15 protein-coding genes are annotated in these 16,265 nt (G+C 42.6%); 5 read left to right on the top strand and 10 right to left on the bottom strand.

Features of this window, described 5'->3' with window-relative positions:
• Positions 1-3: 3 nt before the first annotated feature.
• The 3 genes from AC5YCI_RS01575 to fahA are packed head-to-tail and all read right to left on the bottom strand — an operon-like array spanning position 4 to position 2,534.
• Positions 4-579, bottom strand: a complete 576-nt coding sequence (locus AC5YCI_RS01575) for a VOC family protein (RefSeq protein WP_496128276.1) — start codon at positions 577-579, stop codon at positions 4-6.
• Positions 580-601: 22 nt separating this feature from the next.
• Positions 602-1,240: a maleylacetoacetate isomerase gene (gene maiA, locus AC5YCI_RS01580; protein ID WP_496128277.1), complete on the bottom strand. Its 639-nt coding sequence runs from the start codon at positions 1,238-1,240 to the stop codon at positions 602-604.
• On the bottom strand, positions 1,227-2,534 hold the full coding sequence (gene fahA / locus AC5YCI_RS01585) for a fumarylacetoacetase (RefSeq protein WP_496128278.1): 1,308 nt from the start codon (positions 2,532-2,534) through the stop codon (positions 1,227-1,229). The genes maiA and fahA overlap by 14 nt, the downstream gene beginning before the upstream one ends.
• A 389-nt stretch (positions 2,535-2,923) precedes the next feature.
• Here fahA and AC5YCI_RS01590 point away from each other — a divergent pair, with 389 nt between their 5' ends.
• The 4 genes from AC5YCI_RS01590 to AC5YCI_RS01605 are packed head-to-tail and all read left to right on the top strand — an operon-like array spanning position 2,924 to position 6,946.
• The gene (locus AC5YCI_RS01590; RefSeq protein WP_496128530.1) at positions 2,924-3,703 is read left to right on the top strand and encodes an IclR family transcriptional regulator; all 780 of its coding nucleotides are present in this window, start codon (positions 2,924-2,926) and stop codon (positions 3,701-3,703) included.
• A gap of 43 nt (positions 3,704-3,746) precedes the next feature.
• Complete coding sequence (locus AC5YCI_RS01595; RefSeq protein ID WP_496128279.1) at positions 3,747-5,030, top strand: MFS transporter; 1,284 nt, start codon at positions 3,747-3,749, stop codon at positions 5,028-5,030.
• A gap of 24 nt (positions 5,031-5,054) precedes the next feature.
• Complete coding sequence (locus tag AC5YCI_RS01600) at positions 5,055-6,764, top strand: FAD-dependent monooxygenase (RefSeq protein WP_496175131.1); 1,710 nt, start codon at positions 5,055-5,057, stop codon at positions 6,762-6,764.
• A complete protein-coding gene (locus AC5YCI_RS01605; protein WP_496128281.1) occupies positions 6,761-6,946 on the top strand; it encodes a hypothetical protein in 186 nt (61 codons plus the stop codon). The genes AC5YCI_RS01600 and AC5YCI_RS01605 overlap by 4 nt, the downstream gene beginning before the upstream one ends.
• A gap of 55 nt (positions 6,947-7,001) precedes the next feature.
• Here the strand turns inward: AC5YCI_RS01605 and AC5YCI_RS01610 are convergent, their stop codons facing one another.
• On the bottom strand, positions 7,002-8,234 hold the full coding sequence (locus AC5YCI_RS01610; RefSeq protein ID WP_496128282.1) for an acetamidase/formamidase family protein: 1,233 nt from the start codon (positions 8,232-8,234) through the stop codon (positions 7,002-7,004).
• 170 nt (positions 8,235-8,404) lie between these two features.
• Entirely contained in the window at positions 8,405-9,418 is a 1,014-nt protein-coding gene (lipA, locus tag AC5YCI_RS01615; RefSeq protein WP_496128283.1) for a lipoyl synthase, read from the bottom strand.
• Between the two features lie 212 nt (positions 9,419-9,630).
• On the opposite strand from lipA, the gene sthA reads away from it, so the two are divergent.
• Positions 9,631-11,046 (top strand): Si-specific NAD(P)(+) transhydrogenase, encoded by a 1,416-nt coding sequence (gene sthA / locus AC5YCI_RS01620; protein ID WP_496128284.1) that lies wholly within the window; start codon positions 9,631-9,633, stop codon positions 11,044-11,046.
• Between the two features lie 316 nt (positions 11,047-11,362).
• Here the strand turns inward: sthA and chrA are convergent, their stop codons facing one another.
• The 5 genes from chrA to map form a co-directional block, all read right to left on the bottom strand.
• Positions 11,363-12,547 carry a chromate efflux transporter gene (gene chrA / locus AC5YCI_RS01625; protein ID WP_496175132.1) on the bottom strand — a complete coding sequence of 395 codons (1,185 nt, stop codon included), beginning with the start codon at positions 12,545-12,547 and terminating at the stop codon, positions 11,363-11,365.
• Positions 12,548-12,730: 183 nt separating this feature from the next.
• Entirely contained in the window at positions 12,731-13,684 is a 954-nt protein-coding gene (locus AC5YCI_RS01630; RefSeq protein WP_496128286.1) for a TauD/TfdA dioxygenase family protein, read from the bottom strand.
• A gap of 187 nt (positions 13,685-13,871) precedes the next feature.
• On the bottom strand, positions 13,872-14,006 hold the full coding sequence (locus AC5YCI_RS01635) for a hypothetical protein (RefSeq protein WP_496128287.1): 135 nt from the start codon (positions 14,004-14,006) through the stop codon (positions 13,872-13,874).
• The gene (locus AC5YCI_RS01640) at positions 13,999-15,210 is read right to left on the bottom strand and encodes an MFS transporter (RefSeq protein WP_496128288.1); all 1,212 of its coding nucleotides are present in this window, start codon (positions 15,208-15,210) and stop codon (positions 13,999-14,001) included. The genes AC5YCI_RS01635 and AC5YCI_RS01640 overlap by 8 nt, the downstream gene beginning before the upstream one ends.
• Before the next feature lie 137 nt (positions 15,211-15,347).
• Complete coding sequence (gene map / locus AC5YCI_RS01645; RefSeq protein WP_496128289.1) at positions 15,348-16,172, bottom strand: type I methionyl aminopeptidase; 825 nt, start codon at positions 16,170-16,172, stop codon at positions 15,348-15,350.
• Positions 16,173-16,265: the final 93 nt, after the last annotated feature.

Raw genomic sequence — 16,265 nt, forward strand, 5'->3', positions numbered from 1 at the left:
GACTTATGCATCCACCTTGGCTGAAGCCGAATTGTTATCTAATTCAGAAGCATGTAAGAAATGAGTATGATGTGGTGCACGTTTGGTTTTGCTCCACTCTTCCAGCATTTCGTATTTCATTTCTTCAGTAATCATGGCGATTTTTGCAGCTGCAGTTGGATCGTCATAGGCCAATTCTAGGCGGTGACCATTTGGATCAAAGAAATAAATTGAATGGAAAATACCGTGGTTGGTAATGCCTAAAACATCAATACCATTTTCTTCAAGATGTGCTTTAGCAGCCACTAAAGCATCACGATCTTTGACTTTAAGCGCAATATGTTGCACCCATTTTGGCGTGTTTTCGTCACGGCCCATTTCTGGTTGGGTTGGCAGCTCAAAAAACGCTAAAACGTTACCATTGCCTGCATCTAAAAATAAATGCATATACGGGTCAAAGGCTTTAGTCGATGGCACATGGTCTTCTGCAAAGGCTAAAATAAAATCCATATTCAGATTTTTTTTGTACCATTCCACGGTTTCTTTGGCATCTTTACAGCGGTAAGCCACATGATGAATTTTTTCAATTTGAATGGTCATGGTCAATATCCTTATTTATTGTTTATGTCGCATCTGCTTGGTTTTCAGGCGCTGCATGTTGAAATGGCGCCAAGCTTAAGCAGTGCTGATAAATGGCATGAATTTTTGGGTATACGCTGACATCAATGTTAAAGCGTAGCGCATTGTAGATTTGTGGAATCAAGCAGCAATCTGCCAAAGTGGCGTGCTCGCCAAAGCAGAATTTGCCGTTTGAGTCTTGGAGCTGAGCTTCTAAACCTTTTAAACCCAGCTCAACCCAATGGCGATACCATGCCGATTTTTGCTCATCGCTGATCTGCAATTCATTGGATAAATATTGCAATACACGTAAGTTATTGATCGGATGAATATCGCACGCAATGCTTTGACTAAACGCACGAATCAAAGCACGTTGTTTAGGCTCTTGTGGCAGCAGTGCAGTTTCAGGATGCACTTCATCTAAGTATTCCAAAATACTTAAGGATTGGGTCAGAATAAAACCGTCATCATCTAGCGCAGGCACTAAGGCATTGGGATTAATGGCTTGATAAGCAGGCGCATGTTGCTGCCCATCATCTTTGACCAAGTGCACCGGCACCACATCGGCATTTAAACCTTTTAGGTTTAAACCGATGCGTACGCGATAAGCGGCTGAACTGCGAAAATAACTATACAGCTTCACGCGCATCTTCCTCAGTTTGGGCAAAGTTAAACTCAACAGCAGGCAGCACTTTTCCGCTCACTTCACCAAAGCCAATGCGTAGACCGTCTTTTTGGCAGTAGCCTTTCATAATTAAGGTATCGCCATCGGCTAAGAAGCTACGTTGTTCGCCATTTGAAAGCGTTAATGGTTTGGTTGTGTTCCAAGTGAGTTCTAAAAGTGAACCGTAAGAGTCTGGTGTAGGGCCTGAAATAGTCCCTGAGCCCATTAAATCGCCTACTTGTAAATTACAGCCAGCAACGGTGTGGTGGGTTAATTGCTGTGCCATTGACCAATACATATATTTAAAGTTGGTCTGGCAAATCACATCTGCATTGGCAGCATTTTCAGGCTGCAATTCAACAGATAAGTTGATGTCATAGCTGTTGGCGCTTAAGTCTTCGCGTAAGTAAGCCAGTGGTGCAGGCGTTTGTTCTGGGCTGTTGGTTTTAAATGGCTCAAGCGCGTCTAAAGTCACAATCCACGGTGAAATTGAAGAAGCAAAAGTTTTTGCATTAAATGGGCCTAGCGGTACATATTCCCATTGTTGAATATCACGCGCTGACCAGTCATTAAATAGCACCATACCAAAGATGTGATCCCATGCATTTTCAATGGCAACAGGTTCGCCAAGCGCATTGCTTTTACCCACAATAAAGCCCGTTTCGAGTTCAAAGTCGAGCTTACGACATGCCGAAAATACAGGGCGGTCATTGTTAGGTAATTTAATTTGACCCGATGGACGACGCACATCTGTACCGCTGACCACCACAGAACTGGCACGACCGTTATAACCGACAGGTAATTCTGACCAGTTTGGCAGTAAGGCATTTTTAGGATCACGGAACATGCAGCCAACATTGGTGGCATGTTCTTTGGATGAATAGAAATCAGTGTAACCACCAATATGTACAGGCAAGTGCATAGTCACAGCATCTTGTTTAAAAAAGGCTTGATCACGCAGGGCTTGATTGTCACGTAAAGTTGCGTTCTCTGCGCTCAGCAAGGCTTGCAGTTGCTGACGTAATGCTGTCCAGTTGGCACGACCTGATTCAATAAACGCATTTAAAGTGGCTTGATGAAAATAAGGCCCACCAGTCAAGGTCAAAAGACCTGCATTTTCTAACACGCTTAAATCAATCACCCAATCACCAAGGGCCGTGGCACAGTGGCGCTCGCCTGAAGGGCTTTGACTAAATACGCCATAAGGCAAGTTTTGGATCGGAAAATCTGAATCTTGGGCTACATCAATAAATGCGCGAAGTTGAGCTGTCATGGCTGATATCCTTTGTCTCGAAGCATCGCAATCCGTGCGGTATTGCAAAGCGGCATCTGAAAAAAACTTCAAAAAAGGTTGTTTTTGGCACTATAAAATCATTTTCAAAAAATTAAATTAATTAAAAACAATAATTTAAATTCATATTTTTGATCTTATACGCCTAACGTCTAACAACCCTTGATTTTTACTATTAATCTCATCATACTCATTTTCACAGATTACGCAATACATAATTTAGTTACGTATTTCGTAATTAAACTAAAGTTCTAGAGCATAAGGACACGGCCAAGCTGGCAATTAAACAGGCAATTGAGCTGATGTTGTGGCTTTGCAATTGAGCGGCTTCGCGTAGAATGCTCGCTATTGCAATGAGAGTTACAAGATCGATGTCTGAAGAGAAAACCCAAGCTGGAGTGCAGTCACTAGAAGTGGGCTTAACTGTGTTAGATGCTTTAATTGCACACAGCAGTCCCATGATGCTCAAAGAACTGGCAGAAAAACTTGCCATGCATCCCGCCAAAGTGCACCGCTATATGGTGAGCCTAGTACGGATGCAATATGCCAAGCAGTTATTGGATGGACGTTATGCCTTGGGTGATCAAGCATGGCGTTTAGGACTCGGTTGTATTCAACGCACCGATACCATTCAAGCGGCACAAGCACAGATTTACGCGTTGCATCGCCACATTAATTGCGGCTTGCAAATTAGTAAATGGAGCTCACAAGGCCCATTAGTTGTGCAATGGATTGAACCCAATCAGCCGGTATCTGTGATTACCCGTGTTGGTTCAGTCATGCCGATGTTGAATTCCGCAACGGGACGTACTTTTGCGGCTTTTATGCCCGAAGCCATGATTCGACCGCTGCTAGAGCAAGAATGGCAACACAAACAGGCGCAGGGAATTGCGGTTTATCCGGGGAACTGGGCCGAATTTGAACAGATGAAACAGGGCATTCTCCAAGTGGGTGCAGCCACAGTTTCAGGCGATATGCTGGCAGGCGTGAATGCCATCTGCGTGCCGATTTTCAATATTCATGGCGAAATTGAATTTTGTATTGCGGCACTCGGTAGCGAACAACATCTGCCAATTGATTTTAGCCACGAGCGGGTACAGGCCTTGCAAGGAACTGCAAAAGCCTTAACTGCTCAAATCACACAAGGTTAAGTATGCGTGCTTGACCTTGTGCTTTAGACTCAGGGAAAGCACGATGAGAAATTCCAAATTTTTCTACGGCTGGTGGATTGTACTGGCATTGATGGTGATTTCAGGTTCAGCGATTGCGCTGACCATCACCACATTTAATATTTATCTGAATGCTTTTACTCAACAAGTGGGGATTAGCGCGACACAATTTGCCTTGTGCTCGACCATTATTAACATTACGGTGATGTTGTTTTCACCTAAAATTGGCAAGCTATTACAGCAACATACCAAAAAAGCGCTCTTGTTTTTCTTAACTGGCTTTTGCTTAAGCTATGCAGCGTTTTCTTTAGCGACTAACGTGGTGAGCCTGTATGTGGTTGCAGCGCTGTTTGGCTTCTTCTCAACAGGTTTAACCTTTATTCCACCCAATATTTTAGTCAATCGTTGGTTTGTGGAGAAAAAAGGTTTAGCCATGAGTTTGGCTTTATCTGGTAGTGCCTTCTTTGGGATGGGCTTAAGTAAATATATCAGTTACTGCATCGAACATTACAGCACAGGTTTTGCCTATCAGAGCGTGGCGTTGATGATGTTTGTGGTCGGCAGCATTCTCATTTTACTCTTGATTAAAGAGTCACCTGAGCAAATGGGACTAAAAGCGCTTGGTGCTGATCAGGTGAGTCAGCAAAGCAGCACACAATCCAATTTAGCTTTGGTGCATTTACCCGCCAAAGAACTCAAAAAGAAAGCATTTTTTTGGTCAATGTTGGCGGCACAATTTTTAGTCGGCTTTGTCGGTGGCGGTATTGTGTTGCAATTACCCGTTTATCTGCAAAACACCTTTGGCATGCAACAAGCAGCGACTTTATTGGTCATTACCTTAGGGGTGATGATCTTCGCGAAAGTCTTACTGGGCTGGTTGTATGACAAATTTGGTTCGGTATTTTCAACCGCGATTGTGGTGGCATGTATCTTAATGACCTGTATTCCCTTTATTTTCACCACTTCAAGTGAGATGTGGGTACTCGGTCTGGTGGGTGTGTTGTTCTGGGGGATGGGCAACTGTGTAGGTACAGTGACGCCTGCGGTGATTGCCTCTAAAACTTACGGCCCTGAGCATTATGGCGAAGTGTATGGCATTTGCTTACGCTTCCAGACCTTAGGGATTGCCAGTGGGGTACCTGCAATTTCAATGCTCGCTACAGCAACGGGTTCATTTAGTATGGTGTGGATGATCTGTACCGTACTCACCATTTTATTATTTGCTTTTTATGTATATGGATTACGCGGCAGTCAAGCATACCGTTGTATTGCTCAGCCTGATCTATATTCTTCTTTATCAAAATCTTAAAAACGGCAGGACAAGGAGTTCAAGATGCATTTTCCAGAAACTAAGCCACGCGATTCGCTTTACTACAACTACCAAGTATATCCCTATTTTCATAGGCAGAGCGATGTGGTGACAGATGCACAAACCGTGACTGTGGTGGGTGCTGGCCCAATTGGCATGAGCACTGCATTATTGCTGGCGAAGCAAGGTGTTAAGGTGATCTTACTTTCAGCTGAACAGCAATTGTCTGAAGGTAGCCGTGCTTTGGTGTATACCAAGCGTTCAATGGAAATTTTAAATGCCGCTGGCGCTGCAGATAAAATTATGCAACGTGCATTGCCTTGGACACATGGTAATTCGATCTATAAAGGTCAAGTGTGTTTCCGTATGGCAACGCCTGTGAATGAACATGATCAGTTCTATCCACTGAATAACTTACAACAAAATTGGTTAGAACATTATTTATTAGCAACCATTCAAGAGGATGACAATATTGAAGTGCGCTGGGGCAACAAAGTTGTGGCGCAAAGCCAAGACAATGAGCAAGTAACCTTAACTGTTCATACTCCTGAAGGCGAGTACCGTCATCTCTCAAATTGGGTGGTAGCAGCGGATGGGGGGCGTTCACCAATTCGTGAAAGCATGAAACTGTGGATGGAAGGTGCCAGCTACGAAGGTCGTTTCGTGATTGCTGATATCCGTATTAAATTGGATTATCCAACCGAGCGTTTAGCGTTCTTCTCACCTGATTGGAATCCGGGTAACACGATTTTAATGCATCGTGAGCCAGATAATATTTGGCGTTTTGACTATCAGTTAGATCCAAGTATTGCCCCTGAAGAGGCACTAAAACCTGAAAATCTGAGCAAAGCGGTGAATGATCAATTAAAAATGATTGGTCAAGATCATTTAGAGTGGGAAATGGATTGGAGCACAGTCTATTCAGCGCGTGCTTTAACCTTAGACAACTATGTGCATAACCGAATTATGTTTGTTGGTGATGCAGCACATTTATTGCCAATCTTTGGGGTACGTGGTGCCAATACCGGTTTCCAAGATGCACAAGATTTAGCATGGAAACTTGCTGCGGTGGTGAATGGTTGGGCACCTGAAAAACTTTTACAAAGCTATACCTTTGATCGTGTAGGCGCTGCGCGTGAAATCATCGCTGAAGCGGGTAAATCAACCCGTTTTATGGCACCGCCATCACATGGTTTCCGCTTATTACGTAACGCTGTGTTGTCGTTATCTTTACAACATGAGTTTGTGCGTCCGCTGTACCACTGGCGTACCTCGCGTCCACATGCCTACACGCATTCGCCTTTGAACAGTAAAAATGACGATAACGCGTTAATGAATGAAATCACAGAAAATGGTGCTTTAATTCCAAATGTGAAATTTGCCGATGGTTCATTCTTATATGATTCAATTAGCGGTAAATTTAGTGTGATTGCGCTGACTGAAAACGGTCAAGTGGCTGAAGGTTTAGTGGCAGAAGTAGCAGCACTTAAAAAGCGTGGTGTGCCTGCACAATTGTTGGCTTTAAATATTGATGCGGCTAGCGTTGCAGAGGCAGATGTCAACTTAACTATTTCGGCGCAAATTGCTGCAGAACGTTTCTTTGCCGCGGCAGGTGCTGTGTACTTGGTGCGTCCGGGGCATCACATCAATGGTCGTTGGATCAACTACCGTGACAACGCGATTACTGAAACTTTAAATCAATTTATCATGGCGCCAGCAGGAGCAGCAGCATGAGCAATATCTCAATTCCAGAACTCGAAAAAGTCTATGACCATTTAGCAGAGAGCATTGATGCGATTGCTGAAGATAAACGTGAGTTATTTTTAGTGAAACTTGCTTTGTTAAGTGCCAATCAAATCCAAGATGGCAACTTATTTGTACAGTTAATCAATCAAGCCAAAGTGTTTGAAGATTAAGGATAAATATTTAAAAAAGCCCGTGTAAACGGGCTTTTTTTTAAAGTGTTACACGTTATTGGCTTTTGCCTTTAAATTCTTTGAAATCTGCTTTTCGGATCATGGCATGCACGCCTTTGGTTTTATCCACCACTTGTGACACTTCAAAATCAGTGGCTGCACTTAGATACGCATAAGCAATATGCTCTTCAATGCCATATTCTTGATTTAAAAAACGAATGGCTTCACGAGTTGATTTTTTCATGGCTTCATCAAGGTCTTCATCTAAACCGGGCGTAATCCAAAACTGTGCGTTTTCAGCCAATGGCTGGGTGATAGTTCTACCGGGAATATTGGCTTGACCTGCTTTAATCAAGGTTAATTTCAGCGTAGCACGCGTTGAGCCTTCAAGTGCTGTAAGGGAAACCTCGCCATCACCTTGGGCAAAATGACCATCACCGGTATAAAACAGCGCATCTTTCACTTGTACCGGATAGTAAACGGTTGCACCTTTACCCAGTTCATTAATATCAATATTGCCACCATACAGGGCAGGTGGAACCGAATGCACAGGCGCGCTAGTATTGGCAGCCACCCCCATTAAGCCCATAAAAGGTGCAAGTGGAAAACGAATGGCAGCACCACTTGTGGTTTTAATCACGCCTTCATAGTCACCTTGTGCATTTTTCTCAATTGGGGTGAAGACAGAGACATTGCCATAACGCTCAGGATGCTGCGCAGAAGGATTGGCTTGTTGGGCTTTTTGAGGAAACTCACCCACTAAAGCCCCTTTACCATGCCGATTAGAAATCACGCCATAAGGCACACGCGGCTCTACATTTAAGACTTCAACTTTGAGCACATCGCCTGGCATCGCGCCACGAATAGCTACCGGACCTGTCACAATATGCGGGCCATCTTTGTGAAAATCATGTTGAAGCTTGGACTGCGTAATCAGCATGGCTTCTGGCAAAATATGTGCGGCTTTAACCCCTTGTGCTTGGAAATATTTTTTCGCATCACGACCTTGGTCTTCTAATAAACCTTCATGTGAGACGGTATCAAAAACTACTGTACTGCCTGAATCTACGGTGAGTACTGCTTTTGCATCACGATTAGGTAAATAGCCCCACGTAATGGTGTCTAAAGTGGATGGAACATAATAATGCCCTTGATGGGCACCAGTGTTAAGTTGAGTCGGGGTTGAATGGATTTGCTTTAAGATCGTGAAGTCTTCTGCAAAGCTGATTGGGCTTGTAAGCCCTGTGACTAAAGCCAATGAAAGCAATTTAAGTTTAAAACCCGACATAAAGTGTCCTAAAAATCAGAAAAAGATCATGAGAACTGAGCAAAGATTATGCCAAGGTTTTTTGACCTTCTGGTCTAAATATACAAGAAAAGTGCACTAAAATATGGCTACTTTAAAATGTTCAAGCATAAAAAAGCCCTCAACAGAGGGCTTTTAAACACATTGAAGTATTACGCTTCAATGACTTGAACATCAATTTTTTTCGCAGGATCGGCTTTACGACGTACTGCTGGTACTGGCTCACCGTAGTATTGACGGTCAGCAAAGTAGCTTGAACGTACCATTGGCGCTGCCCAAATATTTTTAAAGCCCAGCTTTTGGCCATGTGCAGTATAACGCTCAAACTCTTCAGGCGTTACAAAGCGGTCAATTGGCGCATGCTGTTTTGATGGTTGTAGGTACTGACCAATGGTCACGTAATCCACACCGTGTGCGTGTAAATCATCAAGCAGAGCAATGACTTCTTCTTCCGTTTCACCAATACCGACCATCAAACCACATTTGGTTGGTACATCTGGGCAATATTCTTTAAACATTTTTAAAAGGTTTAAAGAGTGTTGGTAATCTGAACCCGGACGCATGGCTTTATATAGACGCGGTACAGTTTCGATGTTGTGGTTAAATACATCTGGCGGACATTCCGTCATAATACGTAACGCTACATCCATACGACCACGGAAATCAGGCACTAAAATTTCAAGTAAAGTTTTCGGGCTTAACGCACGCGCTTCTCTAATACAGTCCACAAAATGTTGTGCACCGCCGTCTAATAAGTCATCACGGTCAACCGAAGTAATGACTGCATATTTCAGACCTAAGTTGGCAATGGTTTCTGCCATATGACGAGGTTCATCTGGGTCAAGCGCATTAGGACGACCGTGTGCCACATCACAAAATGGGCAACGACGGGTACAAATGTCACCCATAATCATAAAGGTTGCTGTACCACCGCCAAAACACTCAGGTAAGTTCGGACAAGCGGCTTCTTCACATACTGTATGTAATTTTTGCGCACGTAAGGTGGTTTTAATGCGTTGCACTTCTTCTGGTGCCGCCATTTTTACGCGAATCCAATCCGGCTTACGTGGGGTTTCAACCGTAGGAACAACTTTTACAGGAATACGCGCGACTTTCTCTGCGCCACGAAGTTTAACACCCTGTTCAGGTTTACGGTTTTCAGACATATTCAATTTTTCCACTGTTTTTTAACGGGGGAGATATTTCAATCACAATGCGCCATTATAACCAAGTTGCCCATAAATGGGGTAAAAACAGTATTCAATTTAGAAATGTTGTTATTGGTTAATATATGATGACTAAATACAGCAAAAGCATTCTCTTTCGGTCATAATATCTTTAAGATAAACGACAAAATTGAATTTTGAAGGAGCGTTGAATGCCACGTAAGAAAGAGGTCGTTAGTGGGACTTTCGTAAAATATGATGCGGTTGTTCTCGGTTCGGGCCCTGCGGGCGAAGGCGCGGCAATGAAACTTGCTAAATCTGGTAAGCGTGTTGCAATTGTAGATCTGCGTGAGCAATTAGGCGGTAACTGTACCCATGTGGGTACCATTCCGAGTAAAGCCTTACGTCAAACGGTATCGAACATTATTCGTTATCGCCGTGACCCAATGTTTAAAAAAATGGGTGACTGGCGTCAATTTACGATGAAACAAGTGTTGCAAAGTGCACATAAAGTGATTCAGCAACAAGTAGAAACTCACTCCCGATTCTACGATCGTAATAAAATTGATATCTTCCATGGCCGTGCCTATATTCAAGATAAAAACACGGTGCTGATTTTTAGTCCTGAAGGCATTACTGAAACCATTATTTGCCAACAAATTGTCGTGGCAACAGGTTCGCGTCCGTATCGTCCAGCGGCGCTTGATTTTAATCATCCACGTGTGTTTGATTCGGATAAAATCTTGGATCTAGATTATTCAATCCAAAAAATCATTATTTATGGCGCGGGTGTAATTGGCTGTGAATATGCTTCTATCTTTATTGGTTTAGACCATAAAGTGGATTTAATTAATACTCAACCTAAATTACTGAGCTATCTAGATGACGAAATTTCAGATGCATTGTCTTATCACTTACGTGAACAAGGTGTCTTGATTCGTCACAATGAGCAGATTGATCATTTAGAAACCTTTGATGATCATGTGGTTTTACACTTACAAAGTGGTAAGAAAATTAAAGCTGATGCGATTTTGTGGTGTAACGGCCGTTCAGGCAATACCGATGGTTTAGGCTTAGAAAACGTGGGCATTACCCCAAACAGCCGTGGTCAAATTACCGTAAATGATGAATATCAAACTGAAGTTGAGAATATCTTTGCTGCAGGTGATGTGATTGGTTGGCCATCTCTTGCATCTGCTGCCTATGACCAAGGTCGTTCAGCAGGCGGTAATATGAGCGGTGAAGAAGGCATTAAGCCAGTCACTGATATTCCAACGGGTATTTATACCATTCCTGAAATTTCATCGATTGGTAAGACTGAGCAGCAGCTGACTGAAGAGAAGATTCCATACGAAGTGGGTCAAGCGTCTTTCCGTCATTTGGCGCGTGCGCAAATTACCGGTGATACCGTCGGTGAGCTTAAGTTATTGTTCCATCGTGATACTTTAGAAATTTTAGGTGTACATTGCTTTGGTAATAACGCATCAGAAATTATTCATATTGGTCAAGCAGTGATGAATAGCCCAAACAATACTATTAAGTATTTTGTAGAAACCACATTTAACTATCCAACTATGGCGGAAGCCTATCGTGTGGCAACTTTAAACGGCATGAATCGTTTATTCTAAGTTTTTGATTTAAAATAAAAAAACCGTAAGTTTTGGCTTGCGGTTTTTTTATGCCTCGACTATTTTTGAATAGAGATTGCTAAAATCAATTCTTAGCACGGGTGAGTATCTGATAAGTGCAGCAGAATATTCTAGTGGTTGCTTCGACGCGTATAAGTGCAGATTATGTGTCGCAAAAAGATAAAGCTACTGGGTAGCTTATTTTAATTTGCAGTAAGCGCGTATTGTTTTAGCATAAGATAAAAATATGGCGCAAATAAAAAGCTATTTCCAATAATCCAAAAAAGCCGTCATTTTGCTTAGGGCTTTTTTATTTTTACAGGAGTGTTAAAACAGCATAATAAGCGGCAAAACTACCGATTAAGCTGAGCCAAATTGGCAGTTTACTGCGTAATAATGCAATCAGCACAATCACAAAAATGACATCCCAAACGGAGCTAAGATATTTTTGTCCCATCTCTAATACTAAATACAACAATAATCCCACCACTGCGGCATTAATACCCACCAATGCTGCAAATAAACGTGGCTTTTGCATAAGCTTTGACCAAAAAGGCGGTAAGCCAAACATCAGTAAAAAAGACGGTAAAAAAATGACCACTGTAGCAAATACAGCATTCAATAAAGCGGATGATGTTAAGGGCAGTAACGCACCTAAATAACTGGCAAAACTAAATAAAGGGCCAGGCATGAGCTGTGCCAAGGCATAGCCTAGGTCAAACTGTGCTTGTGCTAATACACCCGTTGCGACAAATTCTTGTTGTAATAACGGCAAAATAATATGCCCGCCACCAAACACTAAAGAAGCGGTACGATATAAAGCCATAAAGCTTCCGAGCCAAATATTGGGGTTAACGTGCTGTAAAAGCGCAACCATAACAAAGGGCAGACCAAATAGCAGCAAAAACAAGCGAGCGACAGATTGCTGCTTAGGTGGCAAAGAGGTCTGTATCACAGGGGAGTTTGGACCATTGCTGGCGTAATACATTCCTGCCATAGCTCCCATGACAATCACGATAATCTGACTGACACTATGTGGTAACACATATAACAAACCTGTGGCGATGAGCATAATGATGTATTGCCAACCGCGCTGACAAAAACTGCGCAGCATTTGCCAAAAGGCCCAAATCACTACAGCAAATACCAATAGTTGAATGACATGAAAAAACTCACCCGACAAATAAGGGCTGATCTTTACACCGATGATGGCTGCCAAGGTCATGATCAACATCGACGGTAGGGTGAATCCTAACCAAGCACACACTGCGCCACCATAACCTTTTAATCTATAGCCCAGACCAATACCCACTTGACTACTGGTTGGTCCAGGCAGAATTTGTGCTAAAGCCAAAACCTCACTATATTGCTGCTCGGAAATATAGCCTAAGTCTTTTACCAAGCGCTGATAAAATAAGACTAAATGTGCAGCCGGACCACCAAAAGCGATGCAACCAAGTTGTAAAAATAGCCAAAAAATTTGCCCATAGCTAAGTTGCATGCACCTATCTCCATCCTTGTTAAATGTGTTGAGCAAAGTCATTCGATTGCAGAAAATCAACGATTCTAAATCAAAAGCATGTCGTTCAAGTGACAGATAAAAAAAGAGTATGCCTTAGGCATACTCATTCGCTGTAAAAGAGATACTTATTTTTATTGTTTATTTTTATTCGTTGGGAGTGAATTAAAATGGGCGACTGCCGGCTAAGCTAATGCGTTTTAATAAACGACGTTGCTCACTTGGAAAAGGTTTACGCGAATGTAGCGTCACTTGATTGTCCCAAAACACAATATCGCCTTGCTGCCAATTGTGTTCATAACGAAACTCAGGTTTAAGGAGATGCGCACGTAATTGGGCAATCAGTTTACTGCCTGCTTGATCATCATAATTGACCAATGCTACTTCAGAGCGTTCATTGAGCCACAGCGCTTTGCGTCCTGTTTCAGGATGGGTACGCACTAAAGGATGCGCATAGCCATAGCCAACCGTGGGTTGATCTTTAAAGCGATATAAAGGCGTATTGCCATAACCATTTTGACCTTTATTATTGTTTGCGCGGACAAAAGGGTTATAGGTGATCAATTGCAAACCATTAATATGTGCTTTGGTTGCATCATCTAGCGCATCATAGGCTTGAATGGTGTTATACCATGCGGTTTGTCCACCATCTTGTGGCAGTTCAATGGCATACAGTAATGAACCAAAAGAGGGTTGTGGCGTCCATTGATGGTCGGCATGTGCTGCCAATTCGCCATGACCAGTATAATCACCTTGTCCTACCGCATTGGATACAGGAATGACATCAGGCGGTGTACCTGTGTCTTCTTGGGTGGCTAATACAGGGTTGTCGGCACTTGGGCGGAAAATCGCGCCAAAATAACTGGCAAATGCTAAATACTGTGCATCATCTAAAGTTTGACCTTTAAAAATTAAAATCGAATGCTCGGCCAAGGCTTGTTTTAAACGAAAAATGGTTGCTCCGCTTTGTGCTTTGGCTGCATCTAAGCCCCAAACTTCTGCACCTAATGCACCTTGAATGGGACGGATTTCAATGTCGTGATCGTTTTGTAATTGCTCTGATTGATGCCAATGTGGTGCATCAAAAATGGCTTGAGAAAGTTGGGTGAGTGCAGTCATATTTATTCCTAAGTTTTTTATTGCTTGGGATTAACTTAAGATGAACAGAGGCAAAGACAAAATCATAAAAATATCTAAGTTTATGAAAAACAGCAGAAAATAACTTAAATTATTGTTTTTCTATCTTTTAGTGTTTTGTACGCTCTAAGTTAGATTTTCTGCTGTATAGCATGTTTAAAAAACCACACTAGTGGGCGCAAAAGGCTTGGTTAAAATACTCAAATAACTGTGGGGTTTGCATCCATAAGCCAATAGAGAGGGCTAGCAGCAACAGTAGGATCAAGCTTAAAAACAGTTTGAGTTGCCAAGAATATTCAGTCATGTACCACCGCCTTTTCATTGACCATGAAGTGTACTAACACTCCAAAAATACTCAGTAAGATGGATAAAATCCACACCACATTGTAATTGCCCGTCATGTCATGGTTGAGGCCACCGAGCCAACCGCCTAAGAATGAACCGACTTGATGGGTAAAGAATACCAAACCGCTGAGCATGGTTAAATATTTAACGCCAAACATATTGGCTACAATACCGTTGGTGAGTGGAACAGTGGATAACCACAGGAGTCCCATCACCACGCCAAAGGCGTATACGCTCCAAGTAGTGAGTGGTAATAGCAAGAATAAAATCATGGCGATACCGCGTAGACCATACAAACCCATCAGCAAATGGGGTTTGGAGTATTTGCCCCCGAGCCAGCCAGCAGTATAGGTACCGACAATATTAAATAAACCCACTAATGCAAGAAACACTGTACCTGTAGTTGCGTTAAAACCATGATCAATTAAATAACCGGGTAAGTGAATGCCAATAAACACCACCTGAAAACCACAGACAAAAAAGCCTAAGGATAAAAACCAAAACGGTTTATGGTTTTTGGCAATCGTTAAAATCTGTTTAAAGCTTAAGGCGGGTTTTGTAGAGGGCGCGGCATTCGGATCGACATACATGGGGGCTTTAAGCGTCCATGCCAATGGAACTAACAGTGCTACCAAAATTGCACTAATCAATAAGGCACTTTTCCAACCAAAACTTTGTAATAGCAGCAAGGTAGTAGGCAGCATAATAAACTGACCAAATGAACCTGCGGCACTGGCAATGCCCATGGCTAAACTTCGTTTAGAGGGATGTGCGGCACGCCCTACAGCCGAGAGTAAAACAGGGAATGAGGTTGCCGATAAAGCTAAACCTAAGATCAAACCTGCACTGAGATTCAGCAATAAGCCGGTTGAACTCATGGCCATCAGACCTAAACCTAAGGCATATAACACCCCGCCCACCATCACCACCACTTTAGAGCCGTATTTATCGGCAAAAGCACCGGTAATGGGTTGTACAGCACCCCAAATTAAGTTTTGTAGGGCAATGGCTAAGCTAAAGACATTATGCCCCCAACCAAATTCGTGACTCATGGGCACCAAATACAAACCAAATGCATGCCGAATCCCAAGAGACAAGGCCAAAATAATGGCACTGCCAATCAGCATATAAATGAGTGGTTGAGAAAAGCGCGTGTCTGACATACAACATCCCTATTTTTGGTGTGTGCTTATGTTAAACCATTCAAAATGTGGCAACGATAACTTTAAGTTCGGTGGATTTTTTGTTTTAGTTATATAAAAAAAGCCACCCGTAGGTGGCTTTCAGATCACGGTATTACTTAGTTAAAACGTGATAAATCTTCTTCAGGACGTGCAGTGAGTACTTCTACGCCAGTTTTTGTTACCAATAATGTATGTTCATATTGCGCAGATAAACTATGGTCTTTGGTCACAACAGTCCATTTATCGCCCAGCAATTTGGTTTTCCAATCACCCGCGTTGACCATGGGTTCAATGGTAAAGGTCATGCCTTCTTCTAAAATCATACCAGTATTCGGTTGACCATAGTGCAATACTTGTGGCTCATCATGGAACACTTCGCCAATCCCGTGACCGCAATACTCACGCACCACGCTAAAACGCTCAGATTCGACATATTGTTGAATGGCATGACCGATGTCACCCATTGTTGCACCCGGTTTCACCACTGCCATACCACGATACATCGCTTCTTGCGCGACTTTACATAAACGATTGGCTAAAATAGAGGTTTCTTCACCCACGATATACATCATGTTGGTATCGCCGTGAAAACCATCTTTAATCACAGTCACGTCAATATTTAAGATATCGCCTTTTTTCAGTTTTTTCGCTTCAGACGGAATCCCGTGACACACCACATGATTCACTGAGGTACAGATCACATGTTGGAATGCTGGGCGACCCGGTGCTGCACCATAGCCTAAGCATGCAGGAATAGCGTCTTGTTTATTCACGATATAATCATGACAAATCGTATCAAGTTCTAAGGTCGTTACACCCGGAACAATATGCGGTTTGATCATATCCAAGACTTCTGCTGCAAGTCGTCCTGCTACACGCATCTTTTCGATATCTTCAGCAGATTTGATTAAACGACGTGGAGCTTCATAAGTACTGTTCATGATCTTCAAAAACTTTTGGAAATTTGTATGTGACTATGGTATAAATAGCCGCCCATTTTATCAAATGCTTTTTCGTGAATCTCTTTCACGAGC

The organism is Acinetobacter sp. CY17 (assembly GCF_059515825.1).

What these genes read in the sequence shown, in the direction of transcription:
- AC5YCI_RS01575 (WP_496128276.1), bottom strand. Translation starts at nt 579, where the DNA reads ATGACCATTCAAATTGAAAAAATTCATCATGTGGCTTACCGCTGTAAA.
- fahA (WP_496128278.1), bottom strand. Translation starts at nt 2,534, where the DNA reads ATGACAGCTCAACTTCGCGCATTTATTGATGTAGCCCAAGATTCAGAT.
- AC5YCI_RS01590 (WP_496128530.1), top strand. Translation starts at nt 2,924, where the DNA reads ATGTCTGAAGAGAAAACCCAAGCTGGAGTGCAGTCACTAGAAGTGGGC.
- AC5YCI_RS01595 (WP_496128279.1), top strand. Translation starts at nt 3,747, where the DNA reads ATGAGAAATTCCAAATTTTTCTACGGCTGGTGGATTGTACTGGCATTG.
- AC5YCI_RS01600 (WP_496175131.1), top strand. Translation starts at nt 5,055, where the DNA reads ATGCATTTTCCAGAAACTAAGCCACGCGATTCGCTTTACTACAACTAC.
- AC5YCI_RS01605 (WP_496128281.1), top strand. Translation starts at nt 6,761, where the DNA reads ATGAGCAATATCTCAATTCCAGAACTCGAAAAAGTCTATGACCATTTA.
- AC5YCI_RS01610 (WP_496128282.1), bottom strand. Translation starts at nt 8,234, where the DNA reads ATGTCGGGTTTTAAACTTAAATTGCTTTCATTGGCTTTAGTCACAGGG.
- lipA (WP_496128283.1), bottom strand. Translation starts at nt 9,418, where the DNA reads ATGTCTGAAAACCGTAAACCTGAACAGGGTGTTAAACTTCGTGGCGCA.
- sthA (WP_496128284.1), top strand. Translation starts at nt 9,631, where the DNA reads ATGCCACGTAAGAAAGAGGTCGTTAGTGGGACTTTCGTAAAATATGAT.
- chrA (WP_496175132.1), bottom strand. Translation starts at nt 12,547, where the DNA reads ATGCAACTTAGCTATGGGCAAATTTTTTGGCTATTTTTACAACTTGGT.
- AC5YCI_RS01630 (WP_496128286.1), bottom strand. Translation starts at nt 13,684, where the DNA reads ATGACTGCACTCACCCAACTTTCTCAAGCCATTTTTGATGCACCACAT.
- AC5YCI_RS01635 (WP_496128287.1), bottom strand. Translation starts at nt 14,006, where the DNA reads ATGACTGAATATTCTTGGCAACTCAAACTGTTTTTAAGCTTGATCCTA.
- AC5YCI_RS01640 (WP_496128288.1), bottom strand. Translation starts at nt 15,210, where the DNA reads ATGTCAGACACGCGCTTTTCTCAACCACTCATTTATATGCTGATTGGC.
- map (WP_496128289.1), bottom strand. Translation starts at nt 16,172, where the DNA reads ATGAACAGTACTTATGAAGCTCCACGTCGTTTAATCAAATCTGCTGAA.